15 protein-coding genes are annotated in these 23,191 nt (G+C 62.2%); 7 read left to right on the top strand and 8 right to left on the bottom strand.

Annotated features, from left to right (window positions below; all coding sequences use genetic code 11):
* Positions 1–178: 178 nt before the first annotated feature.
* The 5 genes from R3F07_16225 (at position 179) to R3F07_16245 (ending at position 11,626) form a co-directional block, all read left to right on the top strand.
* Positions 179–2,656 carry a family 43 glycosylhydrolase gene (locus tag R3F07_16225; GenBank protein MEZ5277929.1) on the top strand — a complete coding sequence of 826 codons (2,478 nt, stop codon included), beginning with the start codon at positions 179–181 and terminating at the stop codon, positions 2,654–2,656.
* Between the two features lie 188 nt (positions 2,657–2,844).
* Entirely contained in the window at positions 2,845–4,098 is a 1,254-nt protein-coding gene (locus R3F07_16230; GenBank protein ID MEZ5277930.1) for an MFS transporter, read from the top strand.
* A 140-nt stretch (positions 4,099–4,238) separates the two neighbouring features.
* Positions 4,239–7,499 carry a DUF5060 domain-containing protein gene (locus tag R3F07_16235; protein MEZ5277931.1) on the top strand — a complete coding sequence of 1,087 codons (3,261 nt, stop codon included), beginning with the start codon at positions 4,239–4,241 and terminating at the stop codon, positions 7,497–7,499.
* Between the two features lie 264 nt (positions 7,500–7,763).
* Complete coding sequence (locus R3F07_16240; GenBank protein MEZ5277932.1) at positions 7,764–8,894, top strand: family 43 glycosylhydrolase; 1,131 nt, start codon at positions 7,764–7,766, stop codon at positions 8,892–8,894.
* The gene (locus R3F07_16245; GenBank protein ID MEZ5277933.1) at positions 8,891–11,626 is read left to right on the top strand and encodes a carbohydrate-binding family 6 protein; all 2,736 of its coding nucleotides are present in this window, start codon (positions 8,891–8,893) and stop codon (positions 11,624–11,626) included. Before R3F07_16240 ends, R3F07_16245 begins: the two co-directional genes overlap by 4 nt.
* Positions 11,627–11,796: 170 nt before the next feature.
* Here R3F07_16245 and trxC read toward each other — a convergent pair whose 3' ends face one another.
* From trxC to R3F07_16270, 5 genes are all read right to left on the bottom strand, one after another.
* Complete coding sequence (gene trxC / locus R3F07_16250) at positions 11,797–12,246, bottom strand: thioredoxin TrxC (GenBank protein MEZ5277934.1); 450 nt, start codon at positions 12,244–12,246, stop codon at positions 11,797–11,799.
* Between the two features lies 1 nt (position 12,247).
* Positions 12,248–14,863: an ATP-dependent chaperone ClpB gene (gene clpB, locus R3F07_16255; protein ID MEZ5277935.1), complete on the bottom strand. Its 2,616-nt coding sequence runs from the start codon at positions 14,861–14,863 to the stop codon at positions 12,248–12,250.
* A gap of 40 nt (positions 14,864–14,903) precedes the next feature.
* Positions 14,904–15,908 carry a J domain-containing protein gene (locus R3F07_16260; GenBank protein MEZ5277936.1) on the bottom strand — a complete coding sequence of 335 codons (1,005 nt, stop codon included), beginning with the start codon at positions 15,906–15,908 and terminating at the stop codon, positions 14,904–14,906.
* A gap of 121 nt (positions 15,909–16,029) precedes the next feature.
* On the bottom strand, positions 16,030–16,428 hold the full coding sequence (locus R3F07_16265; protein ID MEZ5277937.1) for an Hsp20/alpha crystallin family protein: 399 nt from the start codon (positions 16,426–16,428) through the stop codon (positions 16,030–16,032).
* A gap of 8 nt (positions 16,429–16,436) precedes the next feature.
* A complete protein-coding gene (locus tag R3F07_16270) occupies positions 16,437–16,862 on the bottom strand; it encodes an Hsp20/alpha crystallin family protein (protein MEZ5277938.1) in 426 nt (141 codons plus the stop codon).
* Positions 16,863–17,341: 479 nt separating this feature from the next.
* Between R3F07_16270 and R3F07_16275 the strand changes: the two genes are divergently transcribed.
* Together R3F07_16275 and R3F07_16280 are read left to right on the top strand one after the other, a co-directional pair.
* Complete coding sequence (locus tag R3F07_16275) at positions 17,342–18,874, top strand: GH3 auxin-responsive promoter family protein (GenBank protein ID MEZ5277939.1); 1,533 nt, start codon at positions 17,342–17,344, stop codon at positions 18,872–18,874.
* A gap of 407 nt (positions 18,875–19,281) precedes the next feature.
* Positions 19,282–19,716 (top strand): DnaJ domain-containing protein, encoded by a 435-nt coding sequence (locus tag R3F07_16280; protein ID MEZ5277940.1) that lies wholly within the window; start codon positions 19,282–19,284, stop codon positions 19,714–19,716.
* A 51-nt stretch (positions 19,717–19,767) separates the two neighbouring features.
* Here R3F07_16280 and R3F07_16285 read toward each other — a convergent pair whose 3' ends face one another.
* From R3F07_16285 to R3F07_16295, 3 genes are all read right to left on the bottom strand, one after another.
* Entirely contained in the window at positions 19,768–20,235 is a 468-nt protein-coding gene (locus R3F07_16285) for a hypothetical protein (protein MEZ5277941.1), read from the bottom strand.
* Positions 20,236–20,341: 106 nt separating this feature from the next.
* On the bottom strand, positions 20,342–21,502 hold the full coding sequence (locus R3F07_16290; protein ID MEZ5277942.1) for a DUF481 domain-containing protein: 1,161 nt from the start codon (positions 21,500–21,502) through the stop codon (positions 20,342–20,344).
* 84 nt (positions 21,503–21,586) lie between these two features.
* The gene (locus R3F07_16295; protein ID MEZ5277943.1) at positions 21,587–23,122 is read right to left on the bottom strand and encodes a sulfatase-like hydrolase/transferase; all 1,536 of its coding nucleotides are present in this window, start codon (positions 23,120–23,122) and stop codon (positions 21,587–21,589) included.
* Positions 23,123–23,191 lie beyond the last annotated feature (69 nt).

Genomic DNA, 23,191 nt, shown 5'->3' on the forward strand with positions numbered 1-23,191 from the left:
GTGGGTTGAGTTCAGCAAACATCCGGAGCCGGTCCCGTCAGGGACCGGCTCTTTTTCCTGGTGGATTCCGCGTATCCCGGGGTTCCCTCATCCGGGTTGCCCTCAGGGTGCATTTCGTCTAGAAAATCCGTCCGACTCTTTCGGATACACATAGCCACCCGAGTTTCCCACCCGTGCCATGGACTCAACCCGCCGCCTCCGACTCCTGGCCGCGCTTTTTGCGCTGCCTCTCCTTCACTCGTCCGCCCAACCAATGAGCCGCGCGGAGCAGGTCCTGCGCGAGAACCAACCCCGGGCCGACCGGGGCGACGGAACCTACCGGAACCCCGTCCTCGCCGGTCACTACCACGATCCCAGCCTGGTCCGGGTGGGTGATGACTACTACATGACCCACTGCCCGGACCTGCTGATCTGGCACAGCCGCGACCTGGTGAACTGGGAGCCGATCGGTCGGGTGAATCATGGCATCAGCGGCGACATCTGGGCGCCCGATCTCGTCCACCACAACGGCCTGTTCTACCTCTACCTTCCGGTCCGTCTCTCCGAACCGAATCAGCCCCTGCGCTTCACCAATGTCGTGCTGACAGCCGAAAATCCGGCCGGACCCTGGACCGACCCGGTCGACCTGGGAATCGGGGGAATCGACCCGGGCCATGTGGCCGGCCCGGACGGGCGTCGCTTTCTCTACGTCAACCAGGGCCGGGTCGTCGAGCTCACACCCGACGGACTCGGCGTGATCGGCGAGCCGCGTGAAGTCTATTCCGGGTGGCCCATCCCGGAGAACTGGATCGTCGAATGCATGTGCCTGGAGAGCCCGAAGTTCGTGACCCGCGACGGGTGGATCTACCTGGTCTCCGCCCAGGGCGGCACGGTTGGCCCCTCGACCAGTCACATGATCACGGTGGCGCGATCGCGCTCGCCGGAAGGTCCCTGGGAAGACGCGCCGGGCAATCCCATGCTGAGGACGGCGAGCCGCACGGAACCCTGGTGGTCGCAGGGCCACGGGACGCTCATTGATGCTCCGGACGGATCGTGGTGGGTCGTCTATCATGCCATCCGCCGCAACCATCGCGCCCTTGGACGCAATACCCTCCTGCTTCCGGTCACCTGGACCGACGATGGCTGGCCGGTCATTCCGCAAAACGTCCGGTCCGATTCGGTTCTTTCCAAGCCTCCCGGGCAAAGCGTCGGCCACGGCCTGCCGCTTTCCGATTCATTTGCCGGCCCGCAGATCGGCCTCCAATGGATGGGGACCGGCGATGAGACAATCACGATCTCCGATGGCAGTCTGGCCCTGGCATCCCGGGGCAACGGACCGCTGGATGCGGCCGATATCCGCATCCAGCCCGTCAATACGAGCTACGAGGTCCGGGTCGAGGTGGAACTGGCCGGGGCCTCCGAGGGCGGCCTGCTCATCACCGGGGCCGAGGCCGGACCCACCGGCGTCTTCCTGCGGCCGGGCGCGGTCGGCACCTACGCCCGGGGAAGGGAAAGGTCGACGGTTGGGACCGAGGCGCAGCGCCTCTTCCTGAGGATTCGCAACGTGGAGGACGATGTCGCCCTCTACCGCAGTCCGGATGGCCGGAACTGGACCAAATTTGCATGGGGGGCGGAGGTCTCCACCTACAATACACTGAGGATCGCCCTCTATGCGGCGGGCGGGGGGGCGGTCCGCTTCCGCGATTTCCAGTACCGCGGTCTTCCCGCGGACGACACCGCGGTCTTCTCAAGATCGGACCTCTATATCCGCGATCCTTATGTCCTCCCCGTCGAGGAGACGCAGACCTACAACCTCTATGCGACCAGCCGGGACCAGGAAAGCGGACGTCGTGGCGTCCGCGTCTACAAGAGCCGCGACCTTGAGAACTGGCTGGATGGAGGGCTGGTCTTCGAGATACCCGACGGCAGCTGGGCCGATCCCGCCAAATCGCTCTGGGCACCCGAGGTCCATCGGTATCAGGAGAAATACTACCTCTTCGCCACGCTTTCGAATCCGGAGAGGGAGTTGCCGGCCGATCTGCCCGACCGGCCTGATCTCTACCTGCGCGGCACCGGTATCTTTGTCAGCGACTCGCCGGACGGACCTTTCCTGCCCCTTTCGGACAGGCCTCATACGCCCGAGGACTGGATGAGCCTGGACGGCACGCTTTGGGTGGAAGACGGCGTGCCCTATATGATTTTCTGTCACGAATGGTGGCAGATCGGCGACGGAACCTTTGAGCTCGTTCCGCTTTCCCCCGGCCTCGAACGGCCGACCGCCGATCCGGTTGTTCTCTTTCACGCATCCGAAGGGCCGTGGACCCGTGACATGAGGGAACAGGCCCGCCGGCGGGGTCGGGACACCTGGACCGGCCGGGTCACCGACGGGGCCTTCTTCTACCGATCAAAAACTGGAAAGCTGATCATGCTCTGGTCCAGTTTCGGTGAAGACGGCTATGCCTGCAGCTACGCGGTTTCGGAAAGCGGGCGATTGAGCGGACCGTGGATCCAGGCGGAAACGCCCCTCTACGATCGGGACGGCGGGCACGGGATGATCTTCCGGACGTTCGACGGACGCCTCATGCTCTCCCTCCACGCCCCCAACGATCATGAATCGGCCCGGGCCCAATTCCTCGAGATCGAGGATCTGGGAGACTCCCTGCGAATCCTTGAGTGACGGTAAAGCCCGGCAAGGCGTGAAAGAAGCCGGCTAAAGTGGGATCCTCAACTGCACATTGTTCGATCTACGATGAATCCCGATCCGATCCATCAAGCTGGACCTTGGTCCGGCCCTACGAACTGTCGTTCCCAGATCTCTGAAACCTGACCTCTGACCTCTTCTCCCACGCCCTTCCCTCCTCCTCCATGCCCCGCCGTTACCTCGTCGTCGTCGCCACCTTTCTGCTGTCTTTCCTGCTCTACGTCGACCGGGTCTGCATCTCGACCGCCAAGGAGCCGATCGTCGAAGATCTCGGACTGTCGGATGCGCAGTTCGGCTGGATCCTTTCCGCCTTCGCTTTCGGTTACGCCCTCATGCAGACTCCGGCGGGAGCGATGGCGGACAAATTCGGAGCCCGGCGCATCCTCGCCTCGGTGGTGACCCTCTGGTCTTTTTTCACCGGCCTGACCGCGCTGGCCTGGGGTTTTGTCTCGATGATGGTCGTTCGCTTCTGCTTTGGCGCGGGGGAGGCCGGCGCTTTTCCCGGGATGGCGCGGACGGTCTATTCCTGGATCCCGGTCAGTGAGCGGGGGCTGGTCAAGGGGATCAACTTCTCGGCCTCCCGGCTCGGAGCGGCCCTGACCATGCCGGTCCTTCCGTGGTTGATTCACGCCATCGGCTGGAAGGAATCCTTCCTTCTGCTCATGGTCATCGGCTTTGCCTGGGCCACCATCTGGTGGCTCTGGTTCCGCGATGAACCGGCCGAGCACAAGGGCATCGATGCAAAGGAGCTCGAGTACATCATTGCCAACCGACAGGAGGCGGGCGCCAGGAAGATCGCGCCCACTCCTCTCAAGGCCGTCGAGCTCTTCACCTCCGGAAATCTCTGGCTGATGATGGGGCAGTACTTTGCCAGCAACTTCACCTTCTTCTTTACCCTTTCCTGGCTTTATCCCTACATCAAGCGGACCTACGGCCTCGATTACACCGAGGCCGGCTTCTACACCATGATACCCCTGCTCGCCGGTGCCCTCGGCAACCTGACCTCGGGCAGCCTGGTCGACCGGCTCTTCCGTCACGGACACCGCGCCTTTTCCCGGCGACTGCCGGCCATCCTCGGTTTCGGATTCGCCACGGTCGGCCTTCTGATGAGTGTCGACCAGGCCAGCGTCATCGGCGCCGTCATCTGGCTCTCGATCGGGGTCTTCGGGGCCGACATGACCCTGAGCCCGTCCTGGTCGTTCTGCATCGACATCGGCGGACGGCATGCCGGCGCGGTTTCCGGGACCATGAACATGGCGGGCAACCTCGGCTCGGCCGTGGTCGGCATCCTCTTCCCTTACCTGATCGCCTGGACCGGCGGTCCGACCACCTTTTTTTACGTGGCCGCCGCACTCAACGCCGCCGCCATCGTCTGCTGGCTCCTGGCCCGACCGGAAAACCGTCTCCCTTCCGCGTGAATCGTCGACAAACTCATCTCTTGGTCAGGGTGTAGCCACTTCGCTGTGTCGAAGTGTCCTTGTCTCCTGCAGGAACGCCGGCACAGCGGCGCTGCTACATCGATTCAAGCTTCCAGCCGCCCCGTAACTCTTCCACCTTTATGAGATCCATCTATTCATCGTACCGCCAAACCGCCCTGACCGCGTTCTGGGCGGCCGCGCTCCTCACCGCCGGATGCACGACCTCGATCACGGATACTCCGGCAGAATCAGCCTCCGCAACGGCCCCGGCATCCCGGGAAGCGATCCCAGCCGGCACCCTGCCGATCATCGACTCCAACGTCATTTTCGAGGAGGTCGATGGTCTCGTCGCGGTGGAAGCCGAACACTTCAACGACCAGACCCTGACGTCCGTTCGGGCCTGGCACCTGGTTTCACCGAAGAGTTCCGCTCTGCCGGAGCCGGATGCCGATCCCGCCCACCTGGCTGGAGCCAGTGGAGGCGCCTACCTCGAGGCTCTCCCGGACACCCGGAAGGACCACAGTGAAACCCTCATCACCGGGGAGAACTTTTCCAACGACCCCGGGAAGATGGCAATTCTCAGCTACCGGGTTCATTTCAATACGCCCGGCAAATACTACGTCTGGGTTCGGTCCTTTTCCACCGGATCGGAAGACAACGGCATTCACGTCGGTCTGGACGGCACCTGGCCCGAGAGTGGTCGACGATGGCAAACCGTGGCCAAGAACCAGTGGAATTGGGACTGCCGGCAGCGCACGACCGAGGTGCACGTGGGTGTGCCCCTCCAACTCTTCCTCGAAATCCCCAGCACCGGTGAGCACACCATCCAGTTCTCCATGCGCGAAGATGGGTTCGAGTTCGACAAGTGGATCATGACCCTGGATCGGGATTTCCAACGACCGGACGACACCGGACCTGAAACGCGGGTTCTCGCGGGAACCCTTCCGCCACCCTTCCCTCCCACCTGGCCTGACCACTGGGGACAACCGCCGCCAATTCAAACCATGGACTACGTCCCGCTCCCCGGCGGTTACGGATTCGGGAGCTCCACCCTGGCCCATTGGATACAGGGTCATCTCGATGCGGATCAGGATCGCGGCAATGGCGTCCTCTCACTCTCAGCGGCCGATTTCCCGGTTGAGGGAACCGGCTTCTACCTGGACCGGGACCGCTGGCTGGCCATCAACCCGGACAAGAACCGGGAAGCCTCCACCCGGACGATGGCGCCGGTCGCCAACGCCGTCTATGACATCACGCTGCACGCAGTCGGCGAGAACGACGGGGCTTCAGCCTACGAGGTGCTTCTGGGCGGACGTCTGGTCGGCACCTTCACACCACCCCTCGGTACCGGCATATTTGAAGAGGGTGAGGCGTTCAACCAGACCTGGCGCAACGTCGAAGCCAACGAGGGCGAGACGATCGAGATCCGCGCCCGGGTGGGTTCGAACGACGGCAAAGAATTCAGCAGGGCCCGCTGGTCGAAGATCACCTTCAAACCCGCCAGTCATGATCCGGGTGACGCCCCTCTGGCCATGGTCGGAGCAGCCGGAGCCGGCGCCATTGTTCCGGTCGCCCCGCGTCAACCCGATGGTCTCGGAGAGATCTCACTGACCGGGGAGTCGCGCCGATGGCACAAGATCACCCTGACCCTCGATGGTCCCTTTGCCCGGGAGATGGACTCCGCGCCGAATCCCTTCACCGACTACGCCATGGAGGTGACCTTTGCCCACGAGTCGGGTGACCCCACCTACCGGATACCCGGCTATTTTGCGGCCGATGGGAACGCGGCGGAAACCTCGGCCGATTCAGGCACGAAATGGAGGGCCCATCTTTCACCGGACAAACCCGGCCGGTGGACCTACCGGGTCTCCTTCCGCAAGGGTGACCGGGTTGCCCTCGGCGGGGTCGACGGCGGAGCACTCGCGCCTTACGACGGACTGGAAGGCAGCTTTGAAGTCGGGGAGACGGACAAGACCGGCCGTGACTTCCGAGGCCGGGGTCGCCTCCGCTATGTCGGTCGGCACCATCTCCGTTTCGCCGGAAGCGGCGAATGGTTCCTCAAGGCCGGGGCCGATGCCCCCGAGACCCTCCTGGCCTATGCCGACTTCGACAACACCATGGCTCTCCGGGCGGACGTCCCGCTCAAGACCTGGTCCCCTCACCTGCGGGACTGGAACGAGGGAGACCCGACCTGGCAGAACGGGCGGGGCAAGGGTCTGATCGGTGCCCTCAATTACCTTTCCGCAAAAGGCGCCAATGCCTTTTCCTTCCTGACCTACAATGCCGGCGGCGACGGAGACAACGTCTGGCCCTTTGTCGAACGTGACGACAAGCTGCACTACGACTGTTCCAAGCTCGATCAGTGGGGCATTGTCTTTGACCATGGCACCCAACGCGGCCTCTACCTTCACTTCAAGCTGCAGGAAACCGAGATCGACGACAACCGTGCCGGTGCCCGCAAAAACCCGAAAGTCATTCCCGAATCCCTCGACGGCGGTCTTCTCGGCCCGGAACGCAGGCTCTACCTCCGCGAGATCATCGCCCGGTTCGGTCATGCCCTCGCCCTGAATTGGAACCTGGGCGAGGAGAACACCCAAACCACGGATGAGCTCAAGGACATGTCGCAGTACATCCACGACCTGGACCCCTACCATCATCACATTGTGGTCCATACCTTCCCCGAACAACAGGACGAGGTTTACCGACCCCTGCTCGGTGAACAGTCCTTCCTGACCGGGGCCTCATTGCAGAACAGCGCGATCGGCGACAGCCATCACCAGGTGGTCAAGTGGAACCGGGAGTCGGCCGCCGCGGGGAAACCCTGGGTGGTGGCCTTCGATGAAGCGGGCAACGCCGGGCAGGGCATGCCGCCCGACCCGGATTACCCCGGCATGCCGGAAGATTACAGCGGCCCGACCATCGACCAGACCCGCCAATGGGTGCTCTGGGGCACCTTCATGGCCGGGGGAGGCGGAGTGGAGTATTATTTTGGATACAAACTTCCGCAGAATGATCTTGTCTGTGAGGACTGGCGCAGCCGCGACCGATCCTGGGACTACTGTCGGATCGCCCTGGATTTCTTCCGGGACCAGCGGATTCCGGTCAGCGAGATGACCAACCGCGATGAACTCGTCGGCAATCCCGATCATGACAACCGCGCCTACTGTTTCGCCAAAGAGGACGCCCTCTACCTCGTCTACCTGCCGAACGGCGGTTCGGTCGAACTCGACCTGTCCGATGCCGGCGGCTCGTTCACCATCGCCTGGTTCAATCCACGGACCGGCGGTGACCTGATTGAGGGGTCGGTTTCCACGGTGGAAGGCGGCTCGCCCGTGACCCTCGGTCCCCCGCCGATGGATCCGGGGCAGGATTGGCTCGCCGTTGTGCGGAGACAACCCTGATCGCCGGAGTCCCAAACATCCAGATGCAGGGGCGGGATTCTTCGCCCGGGTTGGTCTGCCGATGCCCTCGGCCGCAAGGTGGCGAATTCCAAGGGTGACGCCGCCTACCGGAGACTCCAGGGGAAGTGCTGACTTTCGACCAGGCGGCTGAGTCTGGAAAATCATCCCAAGGTGGCCCCTGTTGGGCTGCGGGTGGGAGAATGGCATGGCGGTTTCGCAGCGGATCGCCATCATGGGACTATGCTACTCGGACCGGCCGGACCCTTGATCATCCGAATTCTGCCATTCCTCGTTTTCGCGACCCTCGTTCCGAGCGCGGTCGCCGACACCTCGGCGGTCTTCCGTTACCAGAATCCCATCTCGGAGGGCCTGGATCCGAAGGGGGTCCGCGATTGCCAGGTCTTCCGTGATGGCGAGAGGTGGTATCTGACCGCCACCGCCTGGCCGCACTGGCCCCGCCAGGAAGCCTGGGGTATTCTCAATCCCGGAGTGGTTCTCTATTCGTCCGACGATCTGCTCAGCTGGAAGTTCGAAAAGGTGATCCTTCCCCACGGAGGTCCGGACAAATGGTATCACCGCCGCTTCTGGGCCCCGGAGATCCACCGGCTCAAGGGACGTTACTACGCCCTCTTCAATGCCAGCAATCCCGACAATGGATTCCCCGGGCAGCACACCGGGTTCGCCGTGGCCGACCGTCTGATGGGACCCTATACCGTGGTGACCGGGGACGCCCCCCTCGGAAACGGCAATGACCTGACCTTCTTCGAGGACGACGACGGCTCGGTCTGGGCCTTCTGGAACCGGGGACGCGAATTCGGGATCGGCTTCGCCCAGGTCGACCTGGAGACCGGCACCTTCCTGACCGAGCCTCAGAGTGCGATCACCCCCGCTCCGATCGAGTATGAGCTGGACGCCGACGGAAACCCGCTGATGGAGCCCGGCTACGATGGACGCCCCCGGCCGGTCATCCGACGCTGCTTCGCCTGGGACAGCATCGGAATCGAAGGCGCCTACGTGATCAGGCGCGGAGGCACCTACATCCTTTTCTATTCGTCATGGACTCGCGGATACGAAATCGGCACCGCGACTGCCCCGGCCATCACCGGACCATGGACGAAGAGCCCCGGGAACCCCTTCTACGGGGAGCAGAACGAACAGGCCTGTCTGAAGAACGGCCTTCCCTATACCGGCCGGCCGGACAGTCCGTTCAACCAGGTCGGCCACAACGAGATCTTCACCGGACCCGACGGCAACCTCTGGCTCTCCTGCCACGGCATCCTCAAGACCAGGCCCGAGCAGCCCATGCTGGTCATCGATCCGCTCGAATTCGACGGGGACGGACAATTGGTCCGCAAGGCACCCACCCACACCCCCCAGGTCGTTGCATTGCCATGAAAAGCACCCTACCTGCCCTCGCTGCCGTCGTCGTTCCCGGGCCGTCCGTCTCAACGGCCGCGCCGGCCAACCCCCAACCCTGTATGCCGGACCGGGTCACCCGCGCCATGAATCGAATCCTCTTAGTAATCATCCTCCCGGGTCTCATCACCCTCAGCGCCACCTCTGCTCCCATGAATCTGAATACCGTCCCGCCGGAATCGCCGATCGCCTTTGGACTGAATGAGATCCGTCTTGCCCTGGCGGAGGATTCGATCGACCAAACCCCGGCGGCCACGGTCGCCGCCGCCGGCCAACCCGGGATCATCGTGGAGACCCTCGCGGCATTTCAGGCCGAAGGCATCACCAAGACCGATGATCTGCCCGCCGAGGCTTCCGCGACCGAGGGATTTGCCATTCTGACGGAACAGGGTCCCGCCCGGAATCAGGTTTGGGTCATCGGTGGCGACGAAGGCGGGGCCATGTACGGGGCCCTTGAACTGGCTGAGCAGATTCGCCAGAGAGGCCTCGATGGACTCATCCCGATCGCCAGGGCACCCGCCATGGGCGACCGTGGTGTCAAATTCAACATCCCGCTCGATGTCCGCACCCCCAGCTACTCCGATGCCTGCGATGCCGCCCAGCAGAATATCGCCGAAATGTGGAACCCGGATTTCTGGAAAGCCTTCATCGATGGACTGGCCCGGGCTCGCTACAACCTGGTCTCTCTCTGGAACCTGCACCCCTTCCCCAGCATGGTTCGAGTGCCCGAATACCCGGAGGTCGCGCTCGACGACGTTCAGCGATCCACCGTCAGATGGGAGGAAAACTACAGCCTGAGCGGAGGCGATTTTGACCATCCGGAAATCCTCGAGAACGCGGAGACGCTGCTGACGATGACGATCGACCAGAAGATCGCCTTCTGGCGCGAGGTGATGGCCTACGGACGCAGCCGGAATGTCCACTTCTACATCGTGACCTGGAACATCTTCGTCAACGGAACGAACGGCAGATACGGGATCGATACGAACATCAACAATCCGGTCACCCGGGATTACTTCCGCCGCACCATCCGGGAGATGCTGCTGACCTATCCCGATCTGACCGGCATCGGCCTCACAACCGGGGAGAACATGCCGGGAGCCACTTTCCAGGAGAAGGAGGATTGGGCCTTCGAGGCCTATGGTCAGGGCGTCCTCGATGCGGTCGAGGCCAGTCCGGGGCGCCGGGTCACCTTCATCCACCGGCAGCACCAGACCGGCGCCCGGGACATCGCGAACCGTTTCGCGCCGCTGGTCGATCATCCCGACATCACGTTTCTCTTCAGCTTCAAATACGCCCAGGCCCACGTCATGAGCTCGACCGTCCAGCCCTTCAAGGACCAGTTCATCGAGGACATCCCGCCCCTCAAGACCCTCTGGACCCTGCGCAATGATGACGATTTCCATTTCCGCTGGGGCGGCGCCGGCTTCACCCGCGAATTCCTGCAGAACCTGCCTCGCAAAGTCACGGCCGGAATATATTACGGGTCGGATCAATACATCTGGGGTCGCGAGTTCCTCTCCCTCGAACCGGAAGCGCCCCGTGAGCTCGAGATTGAAAAACACTGGTACCATTGGAATCTCTGGGGCCGCCTGAGTTACGACCCGACCCTCGGAGATGAAACCTTCGTCAACCTCATCGCCGAGCGCTTTCCCCGGGTCGACGCCGGTGTGCTCTTTGCGACCTGGCAGAACGCCTCCATGACCTACCCGCTGGTCACCGGATTCCACTGGGGCGCCCTCGATTTTCAATGGTACATTGAGGGCTGTCAGAGTCAGCCCGGCCCGGCCCGGACGCCGACCGGATTCCACGATGTCAACCGATTCATCAGTCTCCCGCCCCACCCCGGGACCGACAATGTTTCCATCCCGGACTACGTGAGTGCCCGGGTGGCCGGTTTGCGACCGCCCGGGACCACCCCGCCCGAGGTGGTGGCCGAACTGCATGAGCGTTCCGAAGCCGCCCTGGCCGGGGCAGCCACCATCGACGCGCACGGCAACCGCGACCTGCGGCGAACCCTCGAGGACATCCGGTGCATGGCGTATCTGGGGAAATACTACGCTCACAAAATCGCCGGCGCGACCGAGCTGGCCCTCCTGCGGGAAACCCTCCTGCCCGTGCACCGCGACAAGGTGGCGACCGAGCTCAACCGGGCCGCCCATTACTGGCGGCTCTACACCTCAAACGCGGCGGCCCTCTACCGCAATCCGCTCTGGACGAACCGGGTCGGCTACGTCGACTGGCGAAAGAACTACCTGAGCGTCCTCTACGACCTGACCATCGCCGGAGCAGAGGTGGCGGTTCCTTCGATCGAGCCCACTCCCGGGGGCATCCTTCTCGAGGCCGAAGATGCGGTTTCCAATGCCGGCACCGGCAGTGACAATCCCGGATTCACCGGTGCGGGTTACCTCGATTTCGCCGGCGCAGAGGGAACCCGCCAAGTGACCTGGAGCTGGGAGGCGCCCCACAGCGGCACCTACATTCTTGAGTTGCGCTACGCCCAGAGATGGGGCGGAAGTCATATGCCGGCCGGCCTGACCGTCAACGGAGAACCAGTCGATGATCTCATCATGTGGCTGACCGGCGGGCCCGAAACCTGGGTCTGGGACCGGGCCACCGTTCAGTTGCGCGAAGGACTCAACACCATCACCCTGACGCCGCCCGGCGCACCCCTCATCGACCACCTCAATATCGTCGACACCGGATACTGAAGAGAATGGGGGTGGACGCGTCGAAGTGGTGAAGGTGGGGACTAGAAGGACGGCCCGGCGGTCCGTCCCTACCCACTGGACACCCGGGCAGGGCGCGACCCCGGGGGAGCTACATTTTACTACGTAGCATACTACGGTTTGTTTTCGCCTGAAAAACCAACCGTAGTCTGCTACGTATTGTTTGCCGTGGTCACCCAGCGGATGATCTCGGCGGCCGGGACGGCCCCGGAGTGGCGGGCCAGCTCCCGTCCCTGGCGGAAGAGGACCATGGTGGGGATGCTGCGGATGGCGAGACGGGCGCCGATCATCCGGTGATCCTCGGTGTTCAGCCGGGCGGTCCGGATGCGGGGTTCGAGTGAGGCCGTGGCCCGCTCGAACTCGGGCGCCATCGTCCGGCAGGGCCCGCACCACGGCGCCCAGAAATCGACCACCACCGGAAGATCGCCGCCGGTGACCCGGTCGAAGGTCTCCGCATTCAGTTCGATCGGTTTTCCGGAAAACACCGGCCGGCCACACCGCCCGCATTTCGGTCCCTCGGAAAGACGGGTTTCCGGGATTCGATTGCCCGTGCCGCAATGGGCACAGGAAGTGACGACTGCCGTCGATGTCGGGTGAGGCATCTCAGGAAGCGGCCTCCTCAGCCGGCTGCAATTGCATGATCAGTTCGTCTCCGGCCTGGTCAAAGGCCACGGTCGAGTCCTCAAGGATGTCGCCGGCGATGAGGGCGCGGGCGAGGCGATTCTCCACCTGCTTCTGCAGGAAGCGCTTGAGCGGCCGCGCCCCGTAGACCGGGTCGTAGCCGCGTTCACCCACCCAGGTCCGAGCCTTGTCGGTCAATTCGACCGCGATCCGGCGATCCGCCAGACGCCTGTTGAGATCGGCCACGAGCAGGTCGACGATCCGGGTGATCTCCTCCAGCGTGAGCGGTTTGAAGAGGACCGTGTCATCGATCCGGTTGAGGAATTCCGGGCGGAAGCCGCGACGCAGCTCGGTCATGACGGATTCGCGCACCGATTCCGGGATTTCGCTTCCGGTCACCCCCTCCTGAAGGAAGCGGCTCCCGATGTTCGAGGTCATGATGATGACGGTGTTCTTGAAATCGACGACGTGGCCCTGGGAATCGGTGATGCGGCCGTCGTCCATCACCTGTAGCAGGACGTTGAAGACATCGGGATGGGCCTTCTCGATCTCGTCGAAGAGGATGACACTGTAGGGCTTCCGGCGAACCGCCTCGGTCAGCTGGCCGCCCTCGTCGAATCCGATGTAGCCGGGAGGCGCCCCGATCAGGCGCGAGACCGAGTGCTTTTCCATGTACTCCGACATGTCGATGCGCACCATGTTGGCCTCACTGTCGAAGAGGGATTCGGCCAGGGTCTTGGCCAGCTCGGTCTTGCCCACCCCGGTCGGTCCGAGGAAGAGGAAGGAACCGATGGGTCGACGGGGGTCCTTGATCCCGGCCCGCGCCCGCAGGATGGCCTCGGCCACCACGTCGACGGCTTCATCCTGACCGACGACGCGCTCATGGAGCACCGTGGCCAGGTGGAGGAGTTTTTCCTTCTCGCCCTCGAGCAGCCGCACCACGGGGATCCCTGTCCATTTGCCCACGATCTCCGCGATTTCGTCGGCGGAAACCTCCTCCTTGAGCATGGTGGCGCCATCAGCCGCCGACTCCATCGCTTTGAGTCGGGCCTGGAGGTCGGGGATGCGGCCATGGCGGATTTCCGCGGCCTTGTTGAGATCGTAGTTGCGCTCGGCCGTCTCGAGGTCGCGGCGGGCGGTCTCGAGGTCCTCGCGGACCTTCTGCACCTCGCCGATCGAACCCTTTTCCTTCTCCCACTGGTGACGCATCACGTCCACCTTGGAACGGAGATCGGCCAGTTCCCGGTTCAACTCCTCGAGACGCTGGCGGCTGGCTTCGTCCTTTTCCTTCTTCAGGGCGGCCTGCTCTATCTCCAGCTGCATCTGGCGCCGGGCCATTTCATCGAGCTCCTGCGGCATGCTGTCCATCTCGGTCCGGATCATGGCGCAGGCTTCGTCGACCAGGTCGATCGCCTTGTCCGGCAGGAAGCGATCGGAGATATAGCGGTGGGAGAGGACCGCGGCCGTGACCAGGGCATTATCCTGGATGTGGACCCCGTGGTGGACCTCGAAGCGCTCGCGAAGACCGCGCAGGATGGAAATGGTGTCCTCCACCGAGGGCTGGTCGACCGTGATGGGCTGGAAACGCCGTTCGAGAGCGGCGTCCTTCTCGATGTACTTGCGGTATTCGTCAAGTGTGGTCGCGCCGATGCAGCGCAGCTCACCCCGGGCCAGCATGGGCTTGAGCATATTGCCGGCATCGACCGCGCCCTCGGCCTTGCCGGCGCCGACGATGGTGTGCAGTTCATCGATGAAGAGGATGACCCGGCCCTCACTGCTCTTGACCTCCTGAAGCACCGCCTTGAGCCGCTCTTCAAACTCCCCGCGATACTTGGCGCCGGCGAGGAGCGAACCCATATCGAGTGAAAAGACCGTCTTCTCTTTCAGGCCTTCCGGCACGTCGCCGCGCAGGATGCGCTGGGCCAGGCCCTCCACGATGGCGGTCTTGCCGACACCGGGATCGCCGATCAGCACCGGATTGTTCTTTGTCTTGCGGGAGAGGATACGGATGATCCGTCGGATCTCGGCGTCGCGACCGATGACGGGGTCCAGCTTGCCCCGCCTGGCCTGCTCGACCAGGTCGATCCCGTATTTCTCCAGGGCCTGGAAGGTATCCTCGGGATGCGGGGTGGTGACCCGCTGATTGCCCCGAACCTGCCGCATGGCCTCGAGAAAGGTTTTCTCATCCAGGTTGAAACTCTGGAAGAAGCGTTGGTATTCGGGACCACCTCCGGCTTTCATCAGCCCGAGAAAGAGGTGCTCGACGCTGATGAACTCGTCCTTCAATTGACCGGCGATTTCCTCCGCCCGGTTGAAGATGTCCTGGACGAGCTGGGTGATATAGACCTGCCCGGCGGCGGCGCGGCCCTTGACCGCGGGCAGGCGGTCCAACTGCCGATCGACGGCCAACTGGACGGCACTGGGCTGGACACCCATCTTCTCGAGGATGGCGGGCACGATGCCCTTCTCCTGGGTGAGGAGTGCATGCAGGAGGTGCCAGCCGTCCACCTGTTGGTGGTCGCGACGTCGCGCCTCGTTCTGGGCCTCCTGCACACTGCGTGAGGCCATCTCGGTAAACTTGTTGAAATCAATATTCATCGCTCAAAATTGTCGTCTGTCCTATGTTTTCCCGGCGGTTTCATCCGCGCGGGTTGAAGGCCGACGCCGCGGCCAGCTTTTCCCACTGCTCTCTTTCCTTCGTACCAACGGTTTCCGGGACGCGGACGTGCAGGAGCACATGGAGATCACCACGGCCACCTTCCCGATTGGGCAGTCCCCGGCCCGGCAGACGGAGTTGCCGGCCGGCCTGCGAACCCGGCCTGATGGTCAGGTTCACCCGGCCATCAAGCGTATCCAGACTGATCTTTGTTCCGAGCACCGCCTCCCAGGGAGCCAGATCGAGGTCGCAGATCAACCGGTCGCCCTCGACCCGGAAATCCGGGTGCAGGGCGAGTCGCACATTGAGGAAAAGATCGCCGGCCGCGCCGCCGGCTGAACCGGCTCCGCCCTGCCCGGCCAAACGGATGCGCTGACCCTCCCGGACGCCCTTCGGGATTCTGACCTGAAAAGTCTGGGTCTGCTCCGAGCCGGTCGTCGGATCGACCTTGCGCAGACTGATCTGCCGGGTGGAGCCATTGAGGACCTCTTCCAGCGTGACCATGATCTCAGCCTCCACATCATGACCACGGGCCGGATGCTCGAACCCGCCCGAACGCCGGCCCGCGCCACGGCTCTGTCTCCGTCCAAACGGACTTCCACCCATCCCGAAGAACTGCTCGAAGAAGTCGCTGTAGCCGGTGCCTCCGAAATGGAACTCGAAATCGTCCGCCTCCCCTGCTGGACCACCATTGAACCCGTCTGGCCGGGGACCGCTCCAAGACCGGCGGTACTGAGCCCGCCGTTGCGGCTGGTCCCAATCCGCACCCAAGGTGTCGTACTTCCGGCGTTTCTCCGGATCCTTCAGGACTTCATAGGCTTCGTTGATTTCCTTGAAACGCGACTCAGCGGCGGCCTTGCCTTCAGACTGGACCTTGTCGGGATGGTGCTTGCGGGCAAGATCCCGAAAAGCCTTCTTGATGGCATCGGACGAGGCGTCCTTGGCGACACCGAGTGTCTGGTAGTAATCCTTGAACTTGATGCTCATAAGAAGCGCCTGGCGATAATCTAGCCCACCTTCACCGATCCTCAATGAAAAGCCGGGCAGGATTGACCCTGCCCGGCTCGAATCAGACCTGATCGCTCAGACTGTAAGGGTGACGGTCCGGTCAATCGATTGAAATCACCCGGGGTTTTGCGGCCTCGGCGATCGGGAGGCGCACCTTGAGAATCCCCTCCTCCGAAGTGGCCACGATCGCATCCTCATCCACTTCCACATTCAGTCGAAGCTGGAGACGGAAGGCGTGGTTGGTCAGCTCCCGATGGAGCGGACGCCAGGTTTCCGGAAGTTCATGGACCGGCTGTCCCTCGACGGTCAGCGTCCCCTTTTCGACCGTCACGGTGGCACCCTTGCGGTTGACCCCCGGCATGAAGACGAGGACATCGTATCCGTTCTTGTCGGAATTGACCTCGTAGTGAGGGCGGCGGTAGCGCTGAGGCTGGACTTGGCCGACGGCGGTTTCCGGCTTCTTCTGCAATTCTGTCTTCATATTGAATAGACCTTTCATGTTTCGGATTAGCTGATGGTGATCGCCCGCGGCTTGTGGGCCTCGGTCTTTGGCAGGGTCACGGTGAGGATTCCATCCTCGAGCCGGGCCTTGACCTTATCCGAGTTCACATCATCGCCGACGCTGATCGAACGAGAGAAGGAACTGACACTCTCCTGCTCACCCGACTTGGTCTTGCGCTCACCGGAGAAAGTGAGGACCGCATTGTCGAGCTCCAGTTTGATGTCGCTCTTCTTCACGCCCGGCAGTTCAGCACGGACTACATAGTTTTCACCGTCATCGTAGAGATCGACCGGGATTTCCGAGGCGCCAGGAACGCCGAAGAACTCATCCGACCAGCCCGGCCAACGGCCGAGACCGGAAAAGGCACGGCTGATCATCCGATCAAACTCGCTGAGACTTTCATTTGGGTATTCGTATCGTATAAGGGTCATTGTTGTTTCCTCCTTGGTTAGGTTTGCCTTTACAATTGCAGAAAGGGTGCCGACAGCTTGAAAACCTTAACAGATTGGTAATCAACGTTTCATGGTTACGGATTGATTTCTGGATGCGTCAATATGACGCACAAACAGACCCGAAATCGAGCCATCACGTCCTGGCCCCGTCGGCTGCGCCTTATTGGCGCTATCCGATCCACGGGAGGGTTCACGACCGTCAATCCGACTGGGTCTGGCGGGCGCAGCATCGGTCAAGGTCGGCAACGTGCTGTCCGATGTGCCGATGCTTCCGGGGGCCCGACCGTGAAAAAACCGGTAAACGAGGGCCGTAACCCCTACGGATTCAGAGAGTATTTCCGTTTATAGAAGCGACCCGATCACCCGAGCGGGTCAGTCAAAGAAATGTCTATTCATCGTCAGTTCTCAGCCGCTTTCGTCACCCCCGACCGGACCGATCCACCGGCCGGGCTAGAGCCATGAAATTCCTGACCGCCGGCCTGATGCATGTGACGACCGGGCTGGAAACCGCCCGCTTTGCCCGCCGTTTGAGCGATCCAGCCGCCGGAGTCCGGCATCAGGAAAAGGTGCTCCGGCAATTGATCACCGGTCTGGCCAAAACCCGCTACGGAATCGAACATGGGGTGGAGGCCGGGATGGACGACCAGAGTTTTCGTCGCAATGTCCCTCTGGCCACGGCACAATCGATCCAGCCTTATGTCGATGCCGTCATCGGAGGCGCCCCCGATGAGCTTTGGCCGGGCCGCTGCCGACACTTTGTCCGGACCAACGGAGGCACCGCCGGCCCCCCCCGGCAGTTGCCCCTGAACGATTCGATCCTCGAACACTATCACGAAGCGGCTTACCAGATCGCCCTCATGCACACGGCGGGCACCGGACACGCGGGAGTCTTTCACGGCCGGCATGTCTATCTTGCAGAGACGGCATCCCTCAGGACCGGACAGGCCGACCTGCCCGGGATCCTGACCGAGACCATGCCGCGATGGACGGAAAAGTTCCTTTTTGTGCCCGGCCAGGAAACCGCGTCGATTGTCGACCGGGATGCACGAATTCAGAAGACGGCCGAGGAGGCCCTCTCCCAGGACATCACACTGTTGGCGGGTTCACCCCGAACCCTCATCCGATTCACCGAGGCCGTCCTCGCACAGACTGCAGCCGCCGGCCGACCGATCCGGACCCTGACCGACGCCTGGCCCAATCTCGAATGCGTCATCCACGGGGGACACTCTGTCATCCCCTATCTCGAGGCCTTGACCCAGCGAATCGGACGGAGGGTGGTCATGAGCGAGGTCTTCGCCACGACTGAAGCCTTTGTCGCCGTCCAGGACGGCAAACCCGACGGTGCCTTGCGCCTGCTCGATGATACCGGCGTCTACTTCGAGTTCCTCCCCCTCCACGCCAAACCGGAGGACCAGAAACAGGCCCTTCCCGTTTCCGCGATCCGGGCCGAGGTTGACTATGAGCTGGTGGTCACAACCCCGGCCGGACTCTGCCGCTACCGCACTGATGAGATCGTCCGGTTTGTGTCGGCCAAGCCCCCGCGATTGATCTACCGCGGCCGACGTTCACCGGCCCTGCAACTTGGAAATACCCTGCTGATGGATCGGGATCTCAATGATATCATGGCCAAGATCTGCCGCCGGCACAACTGGGTTCCCGAAGGCTTTCATGTCAACCCACTGCATACGGAGTCCGGCGATTGCCATGAATGGTGGGTTGAGCTGAAGCCACCCTGCCGGGAAACGCCCATTTCCAAGATCATCGAAGAAGAGCTCGATGATGGATTGAGAACGACCTGCCACGCCTACCTCGAACAACGGGAAAGCGGAGCCCTGCATCCCCCCATCGTACGTTTGATCACTCCGGGCGTATTCGAGCTCTGCCGCAAGGAGATCGGCCGCCAGAACGGAGAACACTCCTTTCCCGTTGCCCGATCGGATCGGCAGGTGGCCGAGCAGTTGATGCAGTATGCCGGGGTTCAGGCAGACTGAACAGAATCACGCAGGTCGGATCAAATTTGTGCTGACCGGACTGTTTTCAAGAAACGGATGGAGACCGGTTGCGCAACAAACCGCGCCGTTGCGTTACGAAACGGTGGCGGTGATTCGGCCGTCATGGAATTGGCACGCCGCCTGCTATCTCCAACACAGTTTTGGTTTCCCTGCTGCGGCAGGGTTTGGGGTAACATGGAAGTCCCTTAAGTGGGACTGAGAAAACAATGGGGCCGGCGATTAGGGGTTTTCGCCGGCCCCTTCTCCATCGTGCCGAACCGACGTTCCTTCTTTCCGAACTGGTCAACGACCTGATCCGATCATAGGTTCTCCGCAATGTGTGTTGGAACCTTGGGTCATCGTCCAGCCTGGAAGGCCCGGATCCGCCTTTGTGAGAAGCTCGGCCCGTGAGCCAATTCAGCCTGACAGACCTGATCATCGTCCTCTTCCTCTCGCTGGTCGTCGGTTACTTCCTGATCTCCCTGCTGATTCCGGAGCGGATCTGGAAGAACCTGCGCAAGCGAAACAGGAGTCATTCGCGCGGAGGTCAGGACCACCGGGAACCCGCCCCGCCCGGGTCCCGCCCCTCCTCCAACCGGACATCCACCCTGACCATGGATCATCCCGATCGAACACCGACCGAAAGGGAGTATGCCCGGATTCTTGGACTTTCCGGCCGGGTCACCCTCTACCAGATCAAACTCGCCTACCGACACGAGATGGCCAAGTACCACCCGGACAAGGTGAACCACCTCGCGCCGGAGTTCCAGGAGCTGGCCCGGGAACGCACCCGCCTGATTCGCTCCGCCTACGAGTATTTCCGCAGTCGATACGGAAAGTGAGCGCAGAGTCGGTAACTGCCGCCCAAGCCGCCGTCACGGAAACAAGACGGACTAAAGAAACAGCCCGGTCCCTCTGAGGGCATAGCGGACGACGTCGCGGGGGTCGGCGATCGTATCGGGGAAATCGAATCGGTAAGGTTCCGAACGCCGCCTCCTGTCGGCGCCGGAAAAAACCGAATCATCATCCGACACGTAGACCCAGGCCAGCCACTCGTCAAGAAGCTCAAAGGCCCGCCGGCGCGCCTCGATCACCAGCGAATCGGCACCGGGGACATCGGGTCGGGATTGGGCTGCCGGGCCGTCATCCGGATCCGCGGACGAGAAGTCGAAGAATCCTTCGACCGGCCGGGTCGGTGCGGCACCGGCACCGGGTTTTTTCCAGACACCGGTGGTCGGCGAATCCCGGCCAACCTTCCCACCCGGTTCTGACTGATTCCGAACGGAGAATGACCGATTGCCCAATGGACCCGGGATTCCTCCACCGGGCCCTTCCGTTCCGTGATCTCCCATAGGATCCATCCAGTTTCGACCCGAGCCGGGGCAGGAACAAGCCTCAGGCGAGAGGGATCCGGTTTTTCGGAAAATCCCCTAAGAGGAATCGGCCGATATGCCCCGTTCGAGGCGATCAGAGGTCAAGTCCCAGACCGATGGTCATCCTGAAATCGTCCTGCTGCGGAACAACCCCGTTGTCGCCTGCCACCGGATTCTGCACCCGGTCCCAGATGAACGAGATATCCAGGTCCAGTTTGCTGGTCAACTCGGTCTCGAAGGTGGTGATGAAGTGGGTATTGAGGCCTCCTGAATCCTTGTCGCCAATCGTCAGCTGCAATTCGCTGATAAGGTCGACCCAAGACGTCAGTTCAGTGTCATACTTTGACGACACCGTCCCGGTGAATGTCTTCCGGGTGGACTCCGCTCCGGGTTCGACGGAGAGGTAGTTGATGATCTGATAGCCAGGGCCCCCCGTGATATTCCACTCGGTCTTCTTGTTGTCGATCAGGTTGTATCCGAGTTGGGCACCCAGGGTGTAACGACTGTTGATGTTCTGAAAGGTGTCGCGGAAATACTCGAGATTGACTGGTCGGACGAAGAAACGGCGGGAGTAGAAATAGTCAAAGTAACTGGTCACCCGATGATTGTTGGCCGTATCAATCGTGTCGGACCGATTGATCGTTCCCAGGTAATCCAACGCCAAACGCGTCTTCGCGGTTCTTCGCTGTATACTCCATTTGGTATTGTAATCGACCTGGGAGGCATTGCCTTCGCGAATGTTCAATCCGAGCGACACTTTTGCCTTCCAGTAGTTGATCTCCTTCGGCTCGCCCGCCGCGATTGAGACAACCAGGTCGCGATCCACCACCACTTCCTCCCGGCCGCGGACGGTGAGCTTCGAACCGGTGAGCGAGAGTGTACCGATCGCGGGCTCCTCTTTGTCGACATTGACCTGGTGGTAGCGCTTGGTCCGGATCTGCTTGATATCCTTCCAATCCAGGCTGAGCACCTTGAGCTTCTTGCTGTCGAACTCCAGGGTCTTGTTGTAAAGGCCGATGATCTCTCCCTTGAGCCATTCATCCGAAGACAGCTGGATCCAGTCGTAACCATCGGAAGGGGGCGTCCACTCCGAGTTCACCGAGGGGTTGTCGCCGGCAATCGGTTCCTCGCCCGCTGCCGTCATCCAGAGAGGGCTGAAGAAAAGGACGCCCGCGAGGCAACCCACCCTGAATGCGTGGTCCAGAAGCCATCGACCCGAAAAGGATTTCTGTCTTTTTCGCTCAGTCGAGCTCATCGCAACAAGGCTGACGGCTTCACCCGATGGTTGTTCATCGGGGAACAGAGAATCAATCGGGACTAAGGGGTCAACCGGGTATTTTCAGGCAAAACTGACCCGGGGCGGCCCGACCGGCTCGCGCTCCATATGAAGCCGGGCCAACCGGAGAAGCAGGTTCCCGCGCAGGGATCGGAAGGCCCCGTCATCCCAGAGATTGTGGTATTGATCGGGATCGGCCTGCAGATCGTAGAGTTCCCCGGCTTCCGTATGCCGATAGACGACAAGCTTGTAGCGTTCGGTGATCAGGGTGTGCTGGTTGAGGGTCCATTGGGTCGCCCGCATCTCGACAAGAACCGCATCCTGCACCGTATCGGTTTCGCCGCGTAGCAGCGGAGTCAGGTCGACGCCCTGCCATTCCTGGGGCGGATTCAAACCGGCGAGGGAGAGGAACGTCCTCGGCAGATCGACGAGATTGGCCAGGGACGGGACGGTCCCCCGGCTCTTGATCCGGCCCGGGCCCCAGACAAGGAGGGGCACCCGCTGGCAGTCCTCGAATGCGGCCAACCCCTTGCCCCAGAGCCCGTGATGTCCGTGCATTTCTCCGTGATCCGAGGTCCAGACGATGATCGTGTTGTCGATCTGTCCAGTTTGCTCCAGAGTGCGGATGAGGGATCCAAGCCGATCGTCCAGAAAGGCCACCATCCCGAGTGTGGCCTGCATCGCTTCCCGCTTCCGGGCATCCTTCTCCGGCTCACCGAAGCAGGAGGGAACCGTCGCCTCCTCCCGCACCGCGCCTCCGAGGGTCTTCGGTGCCCCCACCCCATCGTTGAGCCTGCCGAAATCCTTCTCCCGACACATCCGGTAGACCTCGGGCTTATCCTCGAATTCGCCCTCCCGATACCCTTCCGGCAGTTCCATCTGGTCGGACCGGACCCGGCTGTACCAGGGTTCCGGACAGAGGTGGGGTTCATGGGGATCCTGAAAGCTCGCCCAGCAGAACCACGGCCGGCTCGCATCCTGCGATTCGATATACCGTCGCGTCAGCCCGGCCACCCACTCCGTATCATGGAACTCGGGCGGGATATTCCAGCTGCCGCAGGCCTGATGGTCGTAGCCCCCCCGCATCTGGGGGAACCATTGCCGGTAGTCGACGCCCGCTTCCTCGAGAAACGTCCGGTAGTGCATGGCCGGGATATTGTTGGTCGTGTGGCCGGTGCTTCCCTCGAAGGTCTCGAACCCGAGGTAGGGGCCTCGCCAGTTGCGGAAGAAGCCGGGATCCGGTTCCTCTCCTCCGGCCATCTGTCGGGCTTCATCGGCCCGCCTCACGAAATGGGTCTTCCCGAAAAGAGCAGTCGCATAGCCGGCCTTCCCGAGAACCTCGGGGAGGGTCGGACCCGGAAAAGGATCGGGTGTCACTCCGATGGTGTAGGCAAGGTGAGAGGACGGATAACGCCCGGTCAGCAGGGAGACCCGGGTTGGCGTGCAGACCGGCGACGGACAATAGGCGCGGTCGAAATGGACCCCCTCCCGACCCAGACGATCGAGATGCGGCGTGTCGATCGCGCGGAGTCCCTTCAATCCGAGATGGTCGAAGCGCTGCTGGTCGGTCGTGATGAAGAGGATGTTAGGACGGGACATGGCGAGATTGAATCCGGGCAAATCAAACGCGGGGTAAAGCCTCCCCTGCCGGATGGATTCTGAAAACGT

The sequence above is a fragment of the Opitutaceae bacterium genome, assembly GCA_041395105.1.
Lineage (GTDB): Bacteria > Verrucomicrobiota > Verrucomicrobiia > Opitutales > Opitutaceae > B12-G4.

Coding starts and splice junctions, on each gene's coding strand:
- R3F07_16285 (MEZ5277941.1), bottom strand. CDS start 20,235: ATGGATCCTATGGGAGATCACGGAACGGAAGGGCCCGGTGGAGGAATC.
- R3F07_16295 (MEZ5277943.1), bottom strand. CDS start 23,122: ATGTCCCGTCCTAACATCCTCTTCATCACGACCGACCAGCAGCGCTTC.
- R3F07_16275 (MEZ5277939.1), top strand. CDS start 17,342: ATGAAATTCCTGACCGCCGGCCTGATGCATGTGACGACCGGGCTGGAA.
- R3F07_16225 (MEZ5277929.1), top strand. CDS start 179: ATGGACTCAACCCGCCGCCTCCGACTCCTGGCCGCGCTTTTTGCGCTG.
- R3F07_16235 (MEZ5277931.1), top strand. CDS start 4,239: ATGAGATCCATCTATTCATCGTACCGCCAAACCGCCCTGACCGCGTTC.
- R3F07_16270 (MEZ5277938.1), bottom strand. CDS start 16,862: ATGACCCTTATACGATACGAATACCCAAATGAAAGTCTCAGCGAGTTT.
- R3F07_16290 (MEZ5277942.1), bottom strand. CDS start 21,502: ATGAGCTCGACTGAGCGAAAAAGACAGAAATCCTTTTCGGGTCGATGG.
- R3F07_16245 (MEZ5277933.1), top strand. CDS start 8,891: ATGAAAAGCACCCTACCTGCCCTCGCTGCCGTCGTCGTTCCCGGGCCG.
- R3F07_16230 (MEZ5277930.1), top strand. CDS start 2,845: ATGCCCCGCCGTTACCTCGTCGTCGTCGCCACCTTTCTGCTGTCTTTC.
- R3F07_16260 (MEZ5277936.1), bottom strand. CDS start 15,908: ATGAGCATCAAGTTCAAGGATTACTACCAGACACTCGGTGTCGCCAAG.
- clpB (MEZ5277935.1), bottom strand. CDS start 14,863: ATGAATATTGATTTCAACAAGTTTACCGAGATGGCCTCACGCAGTGTG.
- R3F07_16265 (MEZ5277937.1), bottom strand. CDS start 16,428: ATGAAAGGTCTATTCAATATGAAGACAGAATTGCAGAAGAAGCCGGAA.
- trxC (MEZ5277934.1), bottom strand. CDS start 12,246: ATGCCTCACCCGACATCGACGGCAGTCGTCACTTCCTGTGCCCATTGC.